Genomic DNA, 17426 nt, shown 5'->3' on the forward strand with positions numbered 1-17426 from the left:
TCAGTCGCGGCGGGCGGGCACGAAGAGCAGCTCGCCCGCGTGAACGGGGTGTGGCACCTGTCGCCAGTTCATCGCGTCCTGCTCGCGGGGCAGCCAGTCGGCGAACGGCAGGTAGGAGTAGCGCCAGACCACCCGGCAGGCCCACAGCACGGCATACCCCGGGACGAGCAGGAACAGCACGTCCCTGACGCGGTAGCCGACCTGCGGCGCCACCCAGCCCAGCGGGACCGCGAGCAGCGACAACACCAGCCATCGTGCCAAGTCGTCGGGCGAGGCGGTCGCGGGCAGCAGGCGAAGCGCCACATCCGCGACGAGGGCGGCCGGTCCCAGCGCTGAGATCAACAGCAGGACCGCCCGTGCCGTCCGCGCCCACCTGGCGCGCGGCATGCCGGTGGCGATCCGGTTCGCCGGAACGGGTGGCGGCACCGCCCGGCCCGATGGCACGAGATGGTCCGACCAGCGCTGCCCGGTCCAGTAGCGGACGTAGTCATCGGCACCGGCATACCAGCCGGCCGGCGGCGTGAGCGGCACTGTTTCTCCTGGTCATCGGGGTACAGCAGTGTATCAGCGGGCGTGCCTACCAGCCTGTTTCGCCTGAACCACAACCTCCGCACCCGAGACTTGACAACGTACAACCGTTTGGTTGTATGTTTGTGGCGTGACCGAGCGCAGCGAGGACCAGGCGGACGCCTTCTTCCACGCGCTGGCCGACCGCACCAGGCGCGACATCATGCGCCGGGTGCTGGCCGGGCAGCACTCGGTCTCCGCGCTCGCGGCGAAGTACGACATGAGCTTCGCCGCGGTGCAGAAACACGTCGCCGTGCTGGAGAAGGCCGGCCTGCTCACCAAGCTCCGCAGCGGGCGTGAGCAGCTGGTCAGCGGCGACGTGGCGGCGGTGCGCTCGGTGGCGTCCATGCTCGCCGAGCTGGAGCAGGTCTGGCGCGGCCGCATCGCGCGCATCGACGACCTCATCGCATCCGATCCCGACCAGGAGGACTGACCCATGCCCGTGACCGACGTCCGGCACGACCTCGACAACCTGACCCTGACCATCGTCGCCGACTTCGCCGCGCCGGTGGAGCGCGTCTGGCAGGTCTACGCCGACCCCCGCCAGCTGGAGAAGGTGTGGGGCCCGCCGACCTACCCGTCGACCGTGGTCGAGCACGACCTGCGGCCCGGCGGGCGGGTGACCTACTTCATGACCGGCCCCGAGGGCGACAAGCACGCCGGCTACTGGCTCGTCACGGCCGTCGACGAGCCGACGAGCTTCGCCTTCGAGGACGGTTTCGCCGACCTCGACTTCACCCCGAACCCGAACATGCCGGTCTCCCAGAACGTGTACTCGTTCGCCGCGCACGACGGCGGAACGCGCGCGACCTACGTCGGCACCTACGAGTCGGCCGAGGCCCTGCAGCAGGTGCTCGACATGGGCATGGTCGAGGGCGCCTCCCTGTCGATCAACCAGATCGACGCCCTGCTCGCCTCGTGAGCAGCCGACCGACCCGCCCGCTAACCGGCGGCGGGCGGCTCCGGCGTGGCGGACGCACCGGACGGTGCGGGCCGCTGCGCCGGAACGTCGTCGGCCCCGTCGACCAGGGCCACGCCGCCACCACCGAGACGGAGTTCACGACGCAGGTCGACCGCCTGCTCGCGTTCGGCCACGATGTGCTCGGCCTCCGGCGACGAGCAACGCACCCGCAGCTCGCCGCGGGCGGTGGTGTCGCCCGCGGTGAGCGCGATGAGGCGGCCCGCCTCGACGACGGCCGCCAGCGCGGTGACGGTGAGCTGCAAGGTGACCGCCGCAGTCAGCGTGGTGACCACGGAGCCGTCGACGACCACGTCCACTTCGGCCTCGTACTCCCAGGGCATGGTGAAGCTGCGGATGGTCACCTCCCGGCGCAGGCCGGGCGTCGCGTGCGTCTCCCGGGCCGCGGTCAGCAGCGCCGACCTGGTCTTCCACGCGCCGACGAACACGTCGGAGACCTCGATGTCCAGTAGCTCCGCGACCTTGGTCAGCACCGCGCGCGCCAGCGCCGCCGCGGGCGCCTGCGGCTGGTCGGCGACCACCCCGGCCCCGGCCAGCCGCTCCGCGGCCGCCGCGACCTGCCCGGCAGCCTCGCCGGCCTTGCCGGGAATCAGTTCCCCGAAGACGATGTCGCGGACGGTGGTCACAGATCCTCCCGGTACGCGTCGTCGCGGTAGCGGAAGCGGGCCGTCCGCACCACGACCTCGATGCCCGGCGCGGATGGCCCGGACCGTCGGCCGGACCGCCGCAGGAGCAGGGCCGCCAGCAGGATCAGCAGCAGCAACCCGAGCAGCCCGCCGGCCAGCGCCAGCGCCTGGTTCAGGCGCGCGCCACGGTCCGGGAGCAGATCGCTGGGCGGCTCGCTCGGCCGGACGACGCTGCCGAGGCAGACCGGCTCCACACGCACCCGGACCCGAGTGCCCTGCGCGGTGGTCCCGGTGAGGCTCACCGTCCAGCCGCCCGCCGACGCCGGACCGTCCACGACGGCAGCCTGCCCGGTCAGCGGCCCACCGGACACGATCCGGTAGCCGCCGCCGGTTAGGACCATGCCAGCGGGACACCGAGCGCCCCCCGATCCGGACTGCGGCACCACGCAGACGTTCGCGGCCGCGCCGACGACGCACACCGGCGAGGCCTGCTGCAGGTCGAACTCGGTGGGCTCGGTGGCGACAGCGACGACGGGACCGGTGTGGCAGACCACAAGGGCGGTCGCCGAGGAGCGGGCAGGCAGGTTCGCGGGCACGGTGAGGTCGACGGCCCAGCCCCGCGTCCCGGCGGGATGGCTGCCGTCAACGCGGGCCGCGCCGAGCCGGGCGTACCAGACCGCCCAGTAACCGCCCCCGGTGCGCACCGTGCCCTGCGGGCAGACCACCTCGACCGACGGGTCGGACGGGTCGGACTGGGTGCCGGCGTACACCCCGGCGGTGCTGTCGCCGCCGACCAGGCAGGTGACCGAGACGCTCAGCGTGCGGACGGCCTGAGCGGCGTTGACCACGCCGACGGTCCACGCCCGCGGCGCGGCGCCGTCGGCGACCGGGGTCCCCTGGCCGTCGGACGGATGGCTGGCGACGATCCTCAGCTGCGGGTCGACGCCCGCATAACCGCCGCTGACCAGCTGCTCCTCCGGGGCACAGGCCACCGTGAACTGCTGCGGCGCGGCGCCGGGGCCGAACTCGGCGGCCTCGGTGTGCACCGACACGCGGCCGACCTCCGCGCGGGCGGGCGACGCCGCCAGCACCGACGCGGCCAGGGCGGCCAGCGGCAGCGCGACTCTGAGCAGCGCGAGGGTACGCATCGCGCCCAGGGTCCCATGCGGACGGTCCGGCCGCTGTCCCCCGGCCGACAGGGCGGTTCACCGCCACTCGCGCAGCGCGGGCAGCGCCGCGGTCGCGGCGGTCAGGCGCAGCACCGCCGCGACGACCCACGCCGCGGACAGGCCCCACCAGGTCGCGGTGAGCCCACCGAGGTACGCCCCCAGCGGCTGCGCGCCCCACGTCACCATCATCCCGACGCTGCTCACCCGCCCGAGCAGGTCACCGGGCACGGTCCGCTGCCGCAGCGAGCCCGCCGCGACGTTCCACAGCGCCGCGCCGAACGACGTGACGAAAGCCAGCGCGGCCACCGTCGCCACGTCCCGGGCGGCCAGTCCGATCGCGAGCATCGCCAGCGGCGTGGCGAACAGCGTGAACGTGACCGTCCGCCGCCCGCCCACCAGCCCGACCACGCGCCCGCTGACCAGGGCGCCGGAGATGCCGCCGACCGCCATCAGGCCCAGCACCACGCCGTAGCCGACGTCGCCGAGGCCGAGCACCTGCTTGGCGAACAGCACGAACGTCGCCATGGCCAGGAAGTTGGCCAGGTTCGCCACCCCGGACAGCAGGGCGAGGGTACGCAGCAGCCGGTTGCCCGCCAGCCAGCGCACACCCTCGCCGATCCCGGCCCGCAGCGACACCGCAGGACGCGCGACGCGGGTCGTGGCACGGATCCGCCACACCAGCAAGGCCGAGGCCAGGAAGGTGAGCGCGTCGACCCAGAACGGCAGGGCGGCGGCGACGGTGAACAGCAGCGCGCCCAGCGGTGGACCGAGGAACTGCTTGCTGCTGAACAGCGCCGCGTGCTGTCGCCCGTTGGCGACCTCCAGCTGCGCGGGCGGCACGATCGCGGGCACGAGCTTCTGGAGGCTGATGTGCGCCAGCGTCTCGGCCAGCCCGACCGCGAACGCGATCACGTACACCAGGACCATGCCTCCGGCCCCGGCGGTCACCATCGCCGCGAGCGCGGCGACGAGCGCCGCCTGGACCAGCTGCGCCGCGGTCATGGTGCGGCGGCCGTCGTGCCGGTCGGCGTAGACGCCCATCGGCAGCGCGGCCAGCAGCCACGGCATGCTGCCCCAGACGGTGATCCCGGCGATCAGGCCGGGATCGGTGGTCATCGTGGCCGCCAGCAGCGGCAGTGCGGCGAGGAACGCGCCGTCCCCGAGCATGGAGACGGTCCCGGCGCTCAGCAGCAGGCGCCAGTCCCGGCCCAGTCGCGGCGGCGCGGCAGTGATCGTGGAGGTCATGCGCGCATCGTCGGAGCCGGAAACCCGGCGGTGCCACGATTAAGTCACGGCTACATTCGCCCCGTGGCCACAGTGATCCGGATGGGCGGCGCCGAGATGGCGCGGGTGCGCTTCGCGTTCTCGCCGGTGTACGAGACGGTCATGGCGCTGGACGCGCTGCTGCGGCCCGGGGTGCACGCGGTGCACCTGCCGTGGGTCGAACAGGTCAGATGGGTGCTGCAAGACGTGCCGCACCTGCGCCTGCTGGCGGATCTGCTGCACGACGACATGGTCAAGCCGTCGTTCCTGCTGCCGCCGCCGGACTCCCGGCTGCCGGAGCTGGAGCACGAGCTGCGGCGCATCGCCTCCACCCCGTCGTCACGGGTCCGCGCCGAGATCGCCGGGCTGCACCGCGCCCGGCTCGGGCCGCTGCGGCAGCTGGCCGCCGATCCCCGCACCGGCCTGCGCGCCGTCGTCGAGGCGCTGCGCGCCTGCCACACCGAGCTGGTCGCGCCGTACTGGACGCGGGTGCGCCGGGTGCTGGAGGCCGACATCACCCACCGGGCGGGGCTGCTCGCCTCGGGAGGCGTGGAGCGGCTCTTCGCCGACCTGCACGACGAGGTGCACTGGTCGGACGGCGAGCTCTCGGTGCACCACCGGCGGCCGCCGCACGCGCCGGAGCCGCTCACGCTGCGCGGGCACGGCCTGGTGCTGTGCCCGAGCGTGTTCTGCTGGCCGAGAGTCGCGGTCGGCACCCGGCCGGTCGCCGACGGCACGCTGCGCTACCCGGCCCGCGGGGTGGCCGCCCTGTGGCACGAGCCGGGACCGGTCCCGGACGCGCTCGCGGACCTGCTCGGCCGCACCCGGGCGGCGCTGCTGGTCACGCTGGCCCAGCCCGCCACCACCGGCGACCTCGCGGCCCGGCTGGACGTCACCCCCGCCGCGGTGTCCCAGCATCTCAACGTGCTGCGCGCCGCGCGCCTGGTGAGCACGCAGCGCGACGGCCGCGTCGTACTGCACCTGCGCACCGCACGTGGCGACGCCCTCGCCTCGTGACATCCCGTCCGCCTCAGCCCGGCAAGCGGACGGCCGCCGTGTCGGGCACGCCCGGGGCAGGGGCGTGTCCGGCACGGCGGCCGCGTTGCGCGGCCCGCGGTCCGCGTCGGCGTCGCGGACCGCGGGCCGGTTTCGGCCCGCCGGGGACGGCGGCGGTCAGCCGGCCCAGACCTCGAACTCGGAGACCTGCCCCGCGGGCCAGCCGGTGTTGGCGGTGAAGTTCAGCCGCACGTACCGGGTGGAGGTCGCCGGGAAGGTGATGGTGACGGTGTTGCCCGAGGACGGGTTGAACGTGTACCCGGCTGAGTTCACGATCGTGCTGAACGTCGAGCCGTTGGCGCTGCCCTGCACGGACAGCGTCTGGGTGCGGCTGGCCCACGACGCGGGCGGCGGCAGCTTGAGCACGATGCGGCTGATCGTGGTCGCCGCGCCGAGGTCGACCTGCAGCCACTGCGGGAACGCGTTGTTGGCGCTCTCCCAGTAGGAGTCGGCGTTGCCGTCGACGGTGTTGCCCGGCCCGTAGTTCTGCGTGTAGCTACTGGCCTGGGCGGGCTTGTTGCGGGCCAGGTTGGACGCGGGCGCGGAGCTGGTGGTGGCCGTGGCGGTGTTGGACGGCGACGACGTGTTGCCGGCGGCGTCCTGGGCGGTGACCGTGAAGCTGTAGGTGGTCGACGGGCTCAGCCCGGTCACCGTGTACGACGTCCCGGTCGCGCCCGCGACGACGTTGCCCGCCTGGCGCACCTGGTATCCGGTGATGCCGACGTTGTCCGTGGACGCCTGCCAGGACAGTGACACGCTGTTGCTGGTCTGGCCGGTGACGGTCAGGTTGCCCGGCGCGGTCGGGGCCTGGGTGTCGCCCTGCGGCGGCTGGGACGTGCCGTACACCTCCAGCCCGGAGCACTGCGCCGCGGGCCAGGCCGTGTTGCCGGTGATGTTGATCCGGATGTACCGGGCCGTGGCCGCGGTGAAGTTGAGTGTGGCGGTGTTGCCCGCCGCCGGGTTGAACACGACTCCGGCGGAGTTGACCAGCGTGCTGAACGACGATCCGTTCGTGCTTCCCTGCACCGACAGCGTCTGGGTGCGGGTCTCCCACCCGGCGGGCAGTTTCAGCACGACCCGGCTGACCGTGGCGGCCGCGCCGAGGTCGACCTGCAGCCACTGCGGGAATGCGTTGTTGACGCTCTCCCAGTAGGTCGCCTGGTTGGCGTCGACCGCGTTGGCGGGCACGAAGTTCGCGTTGGTGCTGCTGGCCGAGGTGGGCTTGTTGAGCGCGAGGTTCGTGTCCACGGGCGGCTGACCGCCGACGACGGGCTGCGTCGGCCGGGTCGGGGTCAACGCGAGCTGGCCCTTGAGCATGCGCCCGCCGTCGGCGGTGATGCGCAGGTAGTAGTCGGACGAGCAGACCGTGCCGTCCTCGTCGAGGGTGACGATGCCGGAGTTGGTGGGCACCTGTGAGGCGTTCTCGGCGGTCTTGGCGATCTGGTTGCCCTCGTTGTACTCGTCGAACATCGACACGTACAGGCCCTGGGCACCGACGCGGATCATGTTGTACAGGTGCCGCCAGTAGAAGTCGCCGTGGAAGCGGTGGTGCGAGGACAGGTCCCCGGGCATCACACACGGCTGGTAGTCGATCCCGCGGTTGTTGCACTCCGCCTGGTCGGGCACGTTGACGTTGGTGTAGAACCAGTCGAGGCCGGCGACGTCGCCGGTGCGGCCGACCATCCACGGCGAGATCATGTTGAAGGCCGTGTAGACGTTGAAGAATCCCGCGCGCGAGTCGTTGATGCCCTGCCGCCAGTAGGTCGGCACACCGCCGATGACGTAGCAGCCCTGGGCCTTGAACCAGTTCACCACTTCCAGGCAGACGTCCGGCGTGAACGGGCGGCCCGGGTCGTTGAAGCCGAAGCCCCAGATGCAGACGACCGGCTTGCCGTTCTGGCGGGCGTACGCCGGTGACGACGTGTACGCCGACATCTTGGTCGTCCAGTCGGTCTTCAGCTCCGACTGCATGTTCGTCCAGTTGGTGACGTCGTACATGAGGTAGAACTTGCGCCCGTAGGCCTCCGCGGCGGTGCGCACCTTGGCGGCCATCGCGTCGCGGGTCGGGCCCTCGCCGCCGAACGGGTTGAACCGCTGCAGCGCCGCGGTGTCGCAGCCGTGCTGCTGCATCCACTGGAAGTGCAGGTTCACCGTCGACTGGTCGTAGGACGAGAACAGCTTCGCGGGCTGGCCGCTGCCGAGGTTGGCGTACGCGGTCTGGTACTGGGCGGGGTAGTCGCGCATGTCCGGCCAGGACACGATCGCGTTGTTGCTCGGCGAGGGCGGCTGGCCCCAGTTGTTGCTCCAGTGCCACCAGCCGTTGATCGGGGCTCCGTCGCCGGTGCAGGCGAACCAGCCCTGGTAGCCGACCGAGATCTTGCCGACGACGTCGCCGGGCGGGCTGGCCGCCGCGGCCGGGCTCGCCGCGGTGAGCCCTCCCGCGACGGCGCCGCCGGTGGCGGCCAGCGCCGATCCGGACGCCACGGAGGTCACGAACCTCCGCCGGGATACTGCCATGACGCACTCCCTTCCTGCACTGCCGGAGGGGCGGGCGCGGGAGCGTGGCACCCTCCGTCGCCGGACATCGGATGTCCGGCAGCGAACGGCGGTGAGCGGGACCGCATCCCCGGGCGGGGATTGGCAAAACCCTATGCCCGTGCCCCGGGCACGGCAAGATGTCGACGGAAACAATTCCAAAACCGACTCGCAACATCACCGTTTGTAGCAACGGTCCGTGCAACTGCTTGCAATCGGCGAGTCATCGGGTCAGTGCGCGCGCCACCTCGTCCGCCGGGTACGGCGTCTGCATCGCGCCGTCGAACAGCTGCCGGTAGAAGTCGTTCATCACCGCGGCCACCGGCGCATGCCGAACGATCATGTCGGCGAGCTCGGAAGCGATGCCCTCGGGCCGCCTGCCCGCGGCGCACTCTCGGATGTAGGCGTTACGCTCGACGGGCCCGCCCTGTTCCGGCATCGGCACGCCGACCACGTGCTGGACGAGCCAGTTGACCAGCCTCATCCTGACGTATCCGGCGTCGTGGGTGGCGTGGTGGGCCAGGAACGCCGACTCCCGCGGCGACAGCGCGAACCGCGGCGACACCGCCAGCCCGAAGTCGACGAAGTAGACGTGGCGTCCGTCGGTGAGCAGGTTGCCCAGGTGCGCGTCGAAGTGGTGCAGCTCGTGCGACTGAAGGAAGTCCACACCGCCGACCAGGCCCTGCTCCATCATCCGGCAGGCCGCGACCAGCTCGTCCCCGCCCGCCGCGACCGGTCCGGCCAGCCAGTCGCCGAGCCGGTGCGGGAGGTGTTCGAGGAACAGGACCAGGCTCGCCGAGGCCCCCGCCAGCGCGTCGAGGCGGTCACGGACGGCCGGGTCGCCTCCCATGAACGCGACCGCACCCTCGACGTCGGCATGTTCCGAGGCGGCGGCCGGGGCGCCGGGCAGCACTCGCCAGTGGTACATCAGCGGGAAACCCGGATGCCGACCGGCCAGCACCCAGTTGGTGGTCAGTGTGTTCGCGGCCAGCTCCCGCCAGGCCCCGAAGCCGGGCGAGACGATGCCGTACTGGCAGTGCGGCGGCAGATCGTGCAGGTTGGCGGTGGAGCGCACGTGCTCGGGGCGGCGCTCCAGGTCGGTCAGCGGGATGCGCTTGACGAACACGGGCGTCCCGCCCAGGTCCAGCCGGGCAGTGACGCCGCCGATGCCCGTGCCGACGACCTGGGCCGCGGCCAACCGGTCGGCGAGCTCGGCGTCGCTGAGCAGCGCGAGCGCGGCCGAGGCCGTGTAGTGGCGGGCCAGCCGCGCGCCATAGGCCAGGCCGTCACTCTGCGGTGCCATGGTGGTCCTCCCCGTCGTCGTGACGGGAGGCTACCTCCAGTTGATCACTTTTGCTCGTCGGCGAAGGTCAGGCCGCGCTCGGCGAGCGCCTCCCGCAGGATCCGGATCGCCTTCGGCCCGACGCCGTGCAGGTCGAGCAGGTCTTTCTTGGTCAGCTGCGAGATCGCGGTCAGGGTGGTGTGTCCCGCCAGGGCCAGGGCGCCGTTCGCCGGCCCGCTGATCTTCGGGATCTCGTCCCCCGCCGCTGCGCCCATGGCCCTGATGGTAGATCAGCGCCCTGACACCGCCGGGCACGACGATGATGGAGGCGTGGACACCATGGCTGCGTGGGAGGTCGCCGCGCCGGGCCCGATCGCGACCCGGCCGCTGCGGGCGGTGCGCCGGCCGGTGCCCGTCCCGGCCGCGGACGAGCTGCTGGTACGGGTGCGCGCCTGCGCGGTTTGCCGGACCGACCTGCACGTCGCGGAGGGCGACCTGCCGCCCCACCGCAGCCCGGTGATCCCCGGTCACCAGGTCGTCGGCGAGGTCACCGCGCACGGCGACGCCGTGACCGGCTGGGCGGCCGGCGACCGCGCGGGCATCGCGTGGCTGCGCCACACCGACCAGACCTGCGTGTACTGCCGCCGCGGCCAGGAGAACCTGTGCCCGTCCTCGCGCTACACCGGCTGGGACGCCGACGGCGGCTACGCCGAGTACGCCACGGTGCCCGCGGACTACGCCTACCGCCTGCCGGACGGATACGACGACGTGCACCTGGCGCCGTTGCTGTGCGCGGGCATCATCGGCTACCGGGCGCTGCGCCGCGCCGAGCTGCCGCCTGGCGGCACCCTGGGCATCTACGGCTTCGGCTCGTCCGCGCACCTCACCGCCCAGGTCGCCATCGCCCAGGGCGCGACGGTGTACGTGATGACCCGCTCGCCCGCCGCCCGCGAGCTGGGCCTGGGCCTGGGTGCGGCCTGGGCGGGCGGCGCGGACGAGCCACCACCGGTGCCGCTGGACGCGGCGATCCTGTTCGCGCCGGTCGGCGACCTGGTGCCACCGGCACTGTCGGCCCTGGACCGGGGCGGCACCCTGGCCGTCGCGGGCATCCACCTCACCGACATCCCGGTGCTGAACTACGAACGGCACCTGTTCGAGGAGCGGCAGCTGCGCAGCGTGGCGGCGAACACCCGCGACGACGGGCGCGAGTTCCTGGCCCTGGCGGCGGCACACCCGCTGCACGTCACGACCACCGTGTACCCGCTGGACCGCGCCGACGACGCGCTGGCCGACCTCGCGGGCGACCGGGTCGAGGGCGCGGCGGTGCTCGTACCGTGAAGTTCGGATTTTGCTCGGGCATGTAAATTTCTTGCAGATTTTCGGTCTCGTTCCTTACGCTGGCGGCTGTGTCAGACGTGATCGCACAAGCCACGGGGCTCGTCAAGACCTACCCGCCGCGGGACAAACGCTCCGCCCCCTTCACCGCCGTCGCCGGCATCGACTTCGCCCTGCACCGGGGTGAGGCCTTCGGCTTCCTCGGCCCCAACGGCGCGGGCAAGTCCTCCACCATGCGCATGCTCGCCTGCGTCTCCCCGCCCACCGCCGGCACGCTGCGGGTGCTCGGCATGGACCCCGCCGCCGACGGCCGGCGCATCCGCGCCCGGATCGGCGTCGTGCCGCAGGACGACGCCCTCGACACCGAACTCAGCGTGCGCGAGAACCTGCTCATCTACGGCCGCTACTTCGGACTGTCCACCGACGTCATCGACGAGCGGGCGACCGGCCTGCTCGACTTCGCGCAGCTGTCCGACAAGGCCGCCGAGCGCGTCGACGCGCTGTCGGGCGGCATGCGCCGCCGGCTCACCATCGCCCGCTCACTGATCAACGAACCGGAGATCCTGCTGCTCGACGAGCCCACCACCGGCCTCGACCCGCAGGCCCGGCACGTGCTGTGGGACCGGCTGTTCCGGCTCAAGCAGCAGGGCGTCACGCTGGTGCTGACCACGCACTACATGGACGAGGCCGAGCAGCTGTGCGACCGGCTCGTGGTGATGGACGGCGGGAAGATCGTCGCGCAGGGCTCCCCCGCCGAGCTGATCGCCGCGCACGCCACCCGCGAGGTCCTCGAACTGCGCTTCGGCATCGGCGAGCAGGCCGCCGCCCTCGACAAGCTGCGCCAGGCCGTCACCGGCGACCGCATCGAGGAGCTGCCCGACCGGCTGCTGTGGTACACCGCCGAGGGTGACGCCGCGCTGGCCGCCGCGCACACCCTCGGCCTGACCCCGGTCACCGCGCTGGTGCGCCGGTCCAGCCTGGAGGACGTGTTCCTCGCGCTGACCGGCCGGACGCTGGTGGACTGATGACGCCCGCCACCGCGCCGCGGGGCATGGCCCTGCGCTTCTACCGCTACTGCTGGCTGCACTACCGGCGCAACTGGAAGGGCACCATCGTCATCAGCGTGGCCAACCCGCTGCTGTTCCTGATCGCCATCGGCGCCGGGCTGGGCACCCTGGTCGGCTCGGACGTGGCGGCCCTGGGCGGCGTCAGCTACCTGGCGTTCTTCGCCCCTGGCATGCTCGCCGCCGCGTCCATGCAGAACGGCATGATCGAATCGGCGTTCCCGGTCAGCTACCACCGCATGCCCGGCCGCGCCTACCCGGTCGCGGTGGCGACCCCGCTCGAACCCGTCGACGTGCTCAACGGGCACGCGCTGTTCATGGCCGTGAAGGTCGCCATCGGCGCGGCCGCGTTCTGCGCCGTCATGTTCGCGTTCGGCGTCGCGACGTCGCCGCTGGCCGCACTGGTGCTGCCCGCCGCCGCGCTGACCGGGTTCGCCTTCGCGATGCCGGTGACCGCGTGGGCGGTGACGCTACCCGACGTACGCCCGGTGCAGACGCTGTTCAAATGGGTGGTGATGCCGCTGTACCTGTTCTCCGGCACGTTCTTCGCCACCACCCAGCTGCCCGAGGCCGCACAGCACCTGGTCGCGCTCACCCCGCTGTGGCACGGCGTCGAACTGTGCCGCACCCTCACCCTCGGCACCGCCACCTGGGCGGGCAGCCTCACCCACACCGCGTACCTGTCGGCCATGGCGCTGGCGGGCTACCTGCTCGCCCGCCGCAACTTCCGCCGCCACCTGCACCCGTGAAAGGGACCATGATGCCCGCAGCGCACGTGATCGTCCTGCGGCACCTGTGGGTGCTGCGCAAGGGCCGGCCGTGGAACCTCGCCGTCAACGGGGTGTTCGAGCCGTTCCTCTACCTGATGTCCATCGGCGTCGGCATCGGACAGCTCATCGACGGCGACGGCGGCGCGGTCGCCTACGCGGCCTTCGTCGCCCCAGCGCTGCTGGCCACGTCCGCCATGAACAGCGCCATCGCGGAGACCACCGGCGCGGTCTGGTGGCGGCTGCGCTTCGAGAAGTTCTACGACGCGATCGTCACGACACCGCTGACCGTGCGCGACATCGCGTACGGCGAGATGGCCGCGTCGGTGCTGCGCAGCACCCTGTCCGCGGCCTGCTTCCTGGTCGTGATCGCCGGGTTCGGGATGGTCCACTCGTGGTGGGCACTGCTCGCGCTGCCCGCCTGCGTGCTCATCGCGTACGCCTTCTCCGCCGCCGGCATGGCCGCCATCACCGTGATCCGCGAGTTCCACCACCAGCAGTACCTGCAACTGGTCATGCTGCCGATGTTCCTGTTCGCGACCACGTTCTACCCGCTGTCGGTCTACCCAGCCGCACTACGGCCCGCGGTCGCCGCGCTGCCGCTCTACCAGAGCATCGAACTCCTGCGCGGCCTCACCACCGGCCACCTCCACCCCGGCATGCTCGTCGCCGTCGGCTACCTGCTCGCCATGGCCGCCCTCGGCTCCTGGCTGGCCACCCGCCGCCTCTCCCGCCTCCTCCTTCCCTAAGGAAGGGCACCTTCTTATCGTTATTCGTAGAAGAAGGTGCCCTTCTTAACCTCCCGGCAGCGCCCACCCGGCGTACGGTGTCGGCGCGCAGCGCCAGGACTTCGGCAAGTGCCGTTGACACCTTCCCGCGTGATCAAAACGGTGTGACTACCGCGCCGCAGCCGCAGGCCGCAGTGCGTTTCCGCCCGCATGCCGGGGTCGGCTGCGCTTGTGGCCATCCATCGACAGGTCTAACATCTCTGCCGGGAGCAGGGCACGCTACCGCCCAAAGGGCGAAACGGATGCACCGGGCACGCATCCGAGCCAGGCCGGTCAGGCGTCGACTCCGTCATCCACCGCATCGGGCCGCGCGCCCGCGACGGCGAGGCGACCCCGCCGGCATCCCGCCTGATCCTCCATCCCCCGATCACCGTGCCGGGCGCCTGCCCGGTCCGCACCCATTCCTCGGGAGAGGCACATGCCCACACGTACCCGACGGCGGCTCGCGGTGCTCACCGCCGCCACCGTCACCGTCCTGACCGCGGGCGTCGTGACCGCGGTCAGCGCCCAGGCGGCCGCCGGCTGCCGGGTCGACTACGCCGTCACCAACCAGTGGGGCGGCGGCTTCGGCGCCAACGTCACCATCACCAACCTCGGCGACCCCGTCAACGGCTGGACCCTGACCTGGGCCTTCACCGCCGGGCAGACCGTCACGCAGCTCTGGAACGGCAGCTTCACCCAGTCCGGCGCGAACGTCTCGGTCACCGACGCCGGCTACAACGCGCCCATCGCCACCAACGCGAGCACCGCGTTCGGCTTCAACGCCTCGTGGAACAACACGTCGAACCCGGCCCCGGCGAGCTTCGCGCTCAACGGCACCACCTGCACCGGAGCGCCCGCCCCGACCTCCGCCGCGCCGTCGCCGTCCGCGTCGGCGTCCCCGCGGCCGTCGGCATCGCCGTCCGTGTCGCCGTCGGCGCCCGCCTCGCCCAGCCCGTCACCGTCGGGCCCGCCGCCGTCCGGAGCCAAGCAGATGGAGGACCTCAACCGAGGGCTGGTCAGCGTGCGTTCCGGCAGCGCCAACCTGGTCTCCTGGCGGCTGCTCGGCACCGAGTCCTACAGCACCGGCTTCAACGTCTACCGCGGCGGCACGAAGGTGAACTCCTCGCCGATCACCAACTCCACGAACTACCTGGACAGCGGTGCCGCCGCCGACGCCTCGTACACCGTGCGCGCCGTCGTCGACGGCACCGAGCAAGCCGCCTCACCGGCGTCGCTGCGCTTTTCCGGCGGCAACTACCTGGACGTGCCGATCTCCGCGCCGGCGAGCGGCTACTCCGCCAACGACGCGTCCGTCGGCGACCTCGACGGCGACGGCCAGTACGAGATCGTCCTCAAGTGGGACCCCGACAACGCCAAGGACAACTCCCAGGCGGGCGTCACCGGCAACGTCTACGTCGACGCCTACCGGCTCAACGGCACCCGCATGTGGCGCATCGACCTGGGCCGCAACATCCGGGCCGGGGCGCACTACACCCAGTTCCAGGTGTACGACTACGACGGCGACGGCCGCGCCGAGGTGGCCATGAAGACCGCCGACGCGACCCGCGACGGCGTCGGCACCGTGATCGGCAACGCCAGCGCCGACTACCGCAACGGCGACGGCTACGTCCTGTCCGGGCCCGAATACCTCACCATGTTCAACGGCCTGAACGGCGCGGCCCTGTCCACCGTCAGCTACGAGCCGGCGCGCGGCACCGTGTCGTCCTGGGGCGACAGCTACGGCAACCGGGTCGACCGCTTCCTGGCCGGCACGGCCTACCTCGACGGCGCCCGCCCGTCGCTGATCATGTCGCGCGGCTACTACACCCGCACCGTCATCGTCGCCTGGGACTTCCGCAACGGCTCGCTGACCCGCCGCTGGACGTTCGACTCCAACAGCGCCGGCAGCCAGTACGCCGGGCAGGGCAACCACCAGCTGTCCATCGGCGACGTCGACGCCGACGGCCGTGACGAGATCATCTTCGGCGCGATGACCATCAACGACAACGGCACGCCGCTGTGGAACACCGGCCGCGGCCATGGCGACACCCTGCACGTCGGCGATCTGGTCCCGAGCCGCGCGGGCCTCGAAGTGTTCAAGGTCAGCGAGTCCACCAGCCAGCCCGGCTCGTGGCTGGCCGACGCGCGCACCGGCCAGATCCTGTGGAGCACCGCCTCCGGCGCGGACAACGGCCGCGGTGTCGCGGGCGACATCTGGGCCGGCAGCCCGGGCGCGGAAGCCTGGTCGGCCAGCGACACCACCCTGCGCAACACCGCCAACGGCGCCTCCCTCGGCCGGGAACCCAGCTCGATCAACTTCCTGGTCTGGTGGGACGGCGACCCGGTGCGCGAGCTGCTCGACGGCACGCACATCGACAAGTACGGCACCGGCGGCGACACCCGCCTGCTCACCGGCAGCAACGTCGCCTCCAACAACGGCACCAAGTCCACCCCTGCCCTGTCGGCCGACCTGTTCGGTGACTGGCGAGAGGAGGTCATCTGGCGTACCAGCGACAACACCGCGCTGCGCATCTACGCCACGACCAACACCACCGACCGGCGCATCCACACCCTGATGCACGACCCGATGTACCGGGTCGCGATCGCGTGGCAGAACACCGCCTACAACCAGCCGCCGCACCCGAGCTTCTTCATCGGCGACGGCATGAGCACGCCGAACTCGCCCAACATCTACGTGAGATGATCTCCTTCGTGGCCTGATCATCACGTCAGGCCGTCACCAGGCCGTCAGGGCCGTTCTCGTCGAACACGCCGTCAATGGCGCGGCGGGTCCGGTCCTGACGCCCCGGCGTAAACCGGGCACGGCAACCCCGCCTGACGTCCGCAGGAGCATCGGGGAGCCTGGGTGGTGCCACGAGTGGTCTGAATCATCCGCAGGTGGCGGCGCGCGCGATACCGAGAATCACCGCCGAGAGCCCACACACTCCCCACCCTGCCCCGATGGTCACGACGATGAGCCGCCTTTCGTCGTCCGGGGCCAGCAGCATCCAGAGCAGAGCGAATATGACGAAACAGACACCCAGACAGATGACAACCGGTGGCGAGGCGTCTTTGGGGGTATCGCCGGCCCCCAGACAGCTGCCCACCAGCACGGTCAAGTGATCAAGCACCGGCCCATTAGACACACGACCGTCAAGCCGAGCAAGGGCAGACGTCGGGACGACATACCGCTTGGCCTCGGCCCAAGATGTTCCCGCATGCCGCCCTAGACGGCCGGACTCAACCGGTGGCGGGTGGAGGATTCGAACCTCTGCAGCCGTCCGTGCCAGCGGACTCCACCTGACCGCACCCTTATCCGTCGGCCAGTCTTGCATGGAACAAAAGTGCATGAGCGGATCCGGGCCAGCTCATCCCGGCGCTCAGCCGCCCGTGCGCCCCGACGCGATCTGAGCTTCCACCCGCGCCAGCTCGGGGTCGCGCAGACCGACCGTGCCAGTGGTCCAGAACGCCTCGGGATAGATCAGCCGGCCGACCATCCACGGCTGGTACGACGGAAGAAGCGCCACCTGGAACCCCGGGTCCGGGATACGCGTCGAGGGCCGGTCGAACCCAAGGTCGGAGGCGGAGCTGAACCCGCGGCGTCCGTAGTAGTTCGGGCTGCCCTCCAGGAAAACGGCCGGCGCGCCACGATCTCCGGCGGTCTGCAGCGCCGCCGCGACCAGCGCGGTGCCGACGCCGTGGCGCTGGAGGTCGGGACGCACCGACAGCGGGGAGAGCACCAGAACCTCGACCAGCTCGCGTCGAGCGTCCACCCAGCCGCGCGAGAGACCGACGTGCCCGACCAGCTCCTCGTCGACAACAGCGACCAGACTCGCCCGAGCTGCTCCGCTGGCCTGCAGAGCTCGCATCATCTGCACCACGCGCCCGTCCGCCGGCTCGCCGAATGCCGCCGCGACGACCCCCTCGGCAGCCGGCTCTTCGGTCGGCATCACATTACGGATCTCCATGGCGCGACCTTAGTGTCGGTGGTCGGCCGGCGCACCGCAGTTTTC

At 71.7% G+C, this 17426-nt stretch carries 17 protein-coding genes; 8 read left to right on the forward strand and 9 right to left on the reverse strand.

Going from position 1 to position 17426, the window contains the following annotated elements; all coding sequences use genetic code 11:
• A complete protein-coding gene (locus tag HAV39_RS01575; RefSeq protein WP_191837328.1) occupies window positions 1–531 on the reverse strand; it encodes a DUF2510 domain-containing protein in 531 nt (176 codons plus the stop codon).
• 127 nt (window positions 532–658) lie between these two features.
• Here HAV39_RS01575 and HAV39_RS01580 point away from each other — a divergent pair, with 127 nt between their 5' ends.
• Together HAV39_RS01580 and HAV39_RS01585 are read left to right on the forward strand one after the other, a co-directional pair.
• The gene (locus HAV39_RS01580) at window positions 659–1000 is read left to right on the forward strand and encodes an ArsR/SmtB family transcription factor (protein ID WP_191837329.1); all 342 of its coding nucleotides are present in this window, start codon (window positions 659–661) and stop codon (window positions 998–1000) included.
• 3 nt (window positions 1001–1003) lie between these two features.
• Complete coding sequence (locus HAV39_RS01585; RefSeq protein WP_191837330.1) at window positions 1004–1489, forward strand: SRPBCC family protein; 486 nt, start codon at window positions 1004–1006, stop codon at window positions 1487–1489.
• Between the two features lie 20 nt (window positions 1490–1509).
• On the opposite strand, the gene HAV39_RS01590 is transcribed toward HAV39_RS01585, so the two are convergent.
• Genes HAV39_RS01590 through HAV39_RS01600 form a run of 3 tightly spaced genes read right to left on the reverse strand, consistent with a single transcriptional unit; the run spans window position 1510 to window position 4586 of the window.
• Complete coding sequence (locus tag HAV39_RS01590; protein WP_191837331.1) at window positions 1510–2172, reverse strand: hypothetical protein; 663 nt, start codon at window positions 2170–2172, stop codon at window positions 1510–1512.
• The gene (locus tag HAV39_RS01595; protein WP_191837332.1) at window positions 2169–3320 is read right to left on the reverse strand and encodes a hypothetical protein; all 1152 of its coding nucleotides are present in this window, start codon (window positions 3318–3320) and stop codon (window positions 2169–2171) included. Before HAV39_RS01595 ends, HAV39_RS01590 begins: the two co-directional genes overlap by 4 nt.
• Before the next feature lie 57 nt (window positions 3321–3377).
• A complete protein-coding gene (locus HAV39_RS01600) occupies window positions 3378–4586 on the reverse strand; it encodes an MFS transporter (protein ID WP_191837333.1) in 1209 nt (402 codons plus the stop codon).
• 63 nt (window positions 4587–4649) lie between these two features.
• Here HAV39_RS01600 and HAV39_RS01605 point away from each other — a divergent pair, with 63 nt between their 5' ends.
• Window positions 4650–5621, forward strand: coding sequence for an ArsR/SmtB family transcription factor (locus HAV39_RS01605; protein ID WP_191837334.1), 972 nt, complete (start codon window positions 4650–4652; stop codon window positions 5619–5621).
• 156 nt (window positions 5622–5777) lie between these two features.
• Here the strand turns inward: HAV39_RS01605 and HAV39_RS01610 are convergent, their stop codons facing one another.
• The 3 genes from HAV39_RS01610 to HAV39_RS01620 all read right to left on the reverse strand — a co-directional run bounded on the left by HAV39_RS01610 (window position 5778) and on the right by HAV39_RS01620 (window position 9752).
• Entirely contained in the window at window positions 5778–8177 is a 2400-nt protein-coding gene (locus HAV39_RS01610; RefSeq protein ID WP_191837335.1) for a discoidin domain-containing protein, read from the reverse strand.
• A 241-nt stretch (window positions 8178–8418) separates the two neighbouring features.
• Window positions 8419–9498, reverse strand: coding sequence for a protein kinase family protein (locus HAV39_RS01615; protein ID WP_191837336.1), 1080 nt, complete (start codon window positions 9496–9498; stop codon window positions 8419–8421).
• 44 nt (window positions 9499–9542) lie between these two features.
• Window positions 9543–9752 carry a helix-hairpin-helix domain-containing protein gene (locus tag HAV39_RS01620; protein WP_191837337.1) on the reverse strand — a complete coding sequence of 70 codons (210 nt, stop codon included), beginning with the start codon at window positions 9750–9752 and terminating at the stop codon, window positions 9543–9545.
• A 64-nt stretch (window positions 9753–9816) separates the two neighbouring features.
• On the opposite strand from HAV39_RS01620, the gene HAV39_RS01625 reads away from it, so the two are divergent.
• The 5 genes from HAV39_RS01625 to HAV39_RS01645 all read left to right on the forward strand — a co-directional run bounded on the left by HAV39_RS01625 (window position 9817) and on the right by HAV39_RS01645 (window position 16117).
• Entirely contained in the window at window positions 9817–10815 is a 999-nt protein-coding gene (locus HAV39_RS01625) for a zinc-binding alcohol dehydrogenase family protein (RefSeq protein ID WP_191837539.1), read from the forward strand.
• A gap of 68 nt (window positions 10816–10883) precedes the next feature.
• Entirely contained in the window at window positions 10884–11837 is a 954-nt protein-coding gene (locus HAV39_RS01630) for an ABC transporter ATP-binding protein (protein ID WP_373311807.1), read from the forward strand.
• A complete protein-coding gene (locus tag HAV39_RS01635) occupies window positions 11837–12625 on the forward strand; it encodes an ABC transporter permease (RefSeq protein WP_191837338.1) in 789 nt (262 codons plus the stop codon). The genes HAV39_RS01630 and HAV39_RS01635 overlap by 1 nt, the downstream gene beginning before the upstream one ends.
• An 11-nt stretch (window positions 12626–12636) precedes the next feature.
• On the forward strand, window positions 12637–13392 hold the full coding sequence (locus HAV39_RS01640; protein WP_203736349.1) for an ABC transporter permease: 756 nt from the start codon (window positions 12637–12639) through the stop codon (window positions 13390–13392).
• Window positions 13393–13849: 457 nt separating this feature from the next.
• Window positions 13850–16117 (forward strand): rhamnogalacturonan lyase family protein, encoded by a 2268-nt coding sequence (locus tag HAV39_RS01645; RefSeq protein ID WP_191837340.1) that lies wholly within the window; start codon window positions 13850–13852, stop codon window positions 16115–16117.
• A gap of 184 nt (window positions 16118–16301) precedes the next feature.
• Here HAV39_RS01645 and HAV39_RS01650 read toward each other — a convergent pair whose 3' ends face one another.
• Together HAV39_RS01650 and HAV39_RS01655 are read right to left on the reverse strand one after the other, a co-directional pair.
• Window positions 16302–16544, reverse strand: coding sequence for a hypothetical protein (locus tag HAV39_RS01650; protein WP_191837341.1), 243 nt, complete (start codon window positions 16542–16544; stop codon window positions 16302–16304).
• Between the two features lie 249 nt (window positions 16545–16793).
• Window positions 16794–17381, reverse strand: a complete 588-nt coding sequence (locus tag HAV39_RS01655; protein ID WP_203736350.1) for a GNAT family N-acetyltransferase — start codon at window positions 17379–17381, stop codon at window positions 16794–16796.
• Window positions 17382–17426 lie beyond the last annotated feature (45 nt).

The sequence above is a fragment of the Catellatospora chokoriensis genome, from assembly GCF_011297315.1.
Taxonomy (GTDB): domain Bacteria; phylum Actinomycetota; class Actinomycetes; order Mycobacteriales; family Micromonosporaceae; genus Catellatospora; species Catellatospora citrea.

What these genes read in the sequence shown, in the direction of transcription:
- HAV39_RS01585 (WP_191837330.1), top strand. Translation starts at nt 1,004, where the DNA reads ATGCCCGTGACCGACGTCCGGCACGACCTCGACAACCTGACCCTGACC.
- HAV39_RS01595 (WP_191837332.1), bottom strand. Translation starts at nt 3,320, where the DNA reads ATGCGTACCCTCGCGCTGCTCAGAGTCGCGCTGCCGCTGGCCGCCCTG.
- HAV39_RS01600 (WP_191837333.1), bottom strand. Translation starts at nt 4,586, where the DNA reads ATGACCTCCACGATCACTGCCGCGCCGCCGCGACTGGGCCGGGACTGG.
- HAV39_RS01610 (WP_191837335.1), bottom strand. Translation starts at nt 8,177, where the DNA reads ATGGCAGTATCCCGGCGGAGGTTCGTGACCTCCGTGGCGTCCGGATCG.
- HAV39_RS01615 (WP_191837336.1), bottom strand. Translation starts at nt 9,498, where the DNA reads ATGGCACCGCAGAGTGACGGCCTGGCCTATGGCGCGCGGCTGGCCCGC.
- HAV39_RS01620 (WP_191837337.1), bottom strand. Translation starts at nt 9,752, where the DNA reads ATGGGCGCAGCGGCGGGGGACGAGATCCCGAAGATCAGCGGGCCGGCG.
- HAV39_RS01625 (WP_191837539.1), top strand. Translation starts at nt 9,817, where the DNA reads ATGGCTGCGTGGGAGGTCGCCGCGCCGGGCCCGATCGCGACCCGGCCG.
- HAV39_RS01635 (WP_191837338.1), top strand. Translation starts at nt 11,837, where the DNA reads ATGACGCCCGCCACCGCGCCGCGGGGCATGGCCCTGCGCTTCTACCGC.
- HAV39_RS01640 (WP_203736349.1), top strand. Translation starts at nt 12,637, where the DNA reads ATGCCCGCAGCGCACGTGATCGTCCTGCGGCACCTGTGGGTGCTGCGC.
- HAV39_RS01645 (WP_191837340.1), top strand. Translation starts at nt 13,850, where the DNA reads ATGCCCACACGTACCCGACGGCGGCTCGCGGTGCTCACCGCCGCCACC.
- HAV39_RS01655 (WP_203736350.1), bottom strand. Translation starts at nt 17,381, where the DNA reads ATGGAGATCCGTAATGTGATGCCGACCGAAGAGCCGGCTGCCGAGGGG.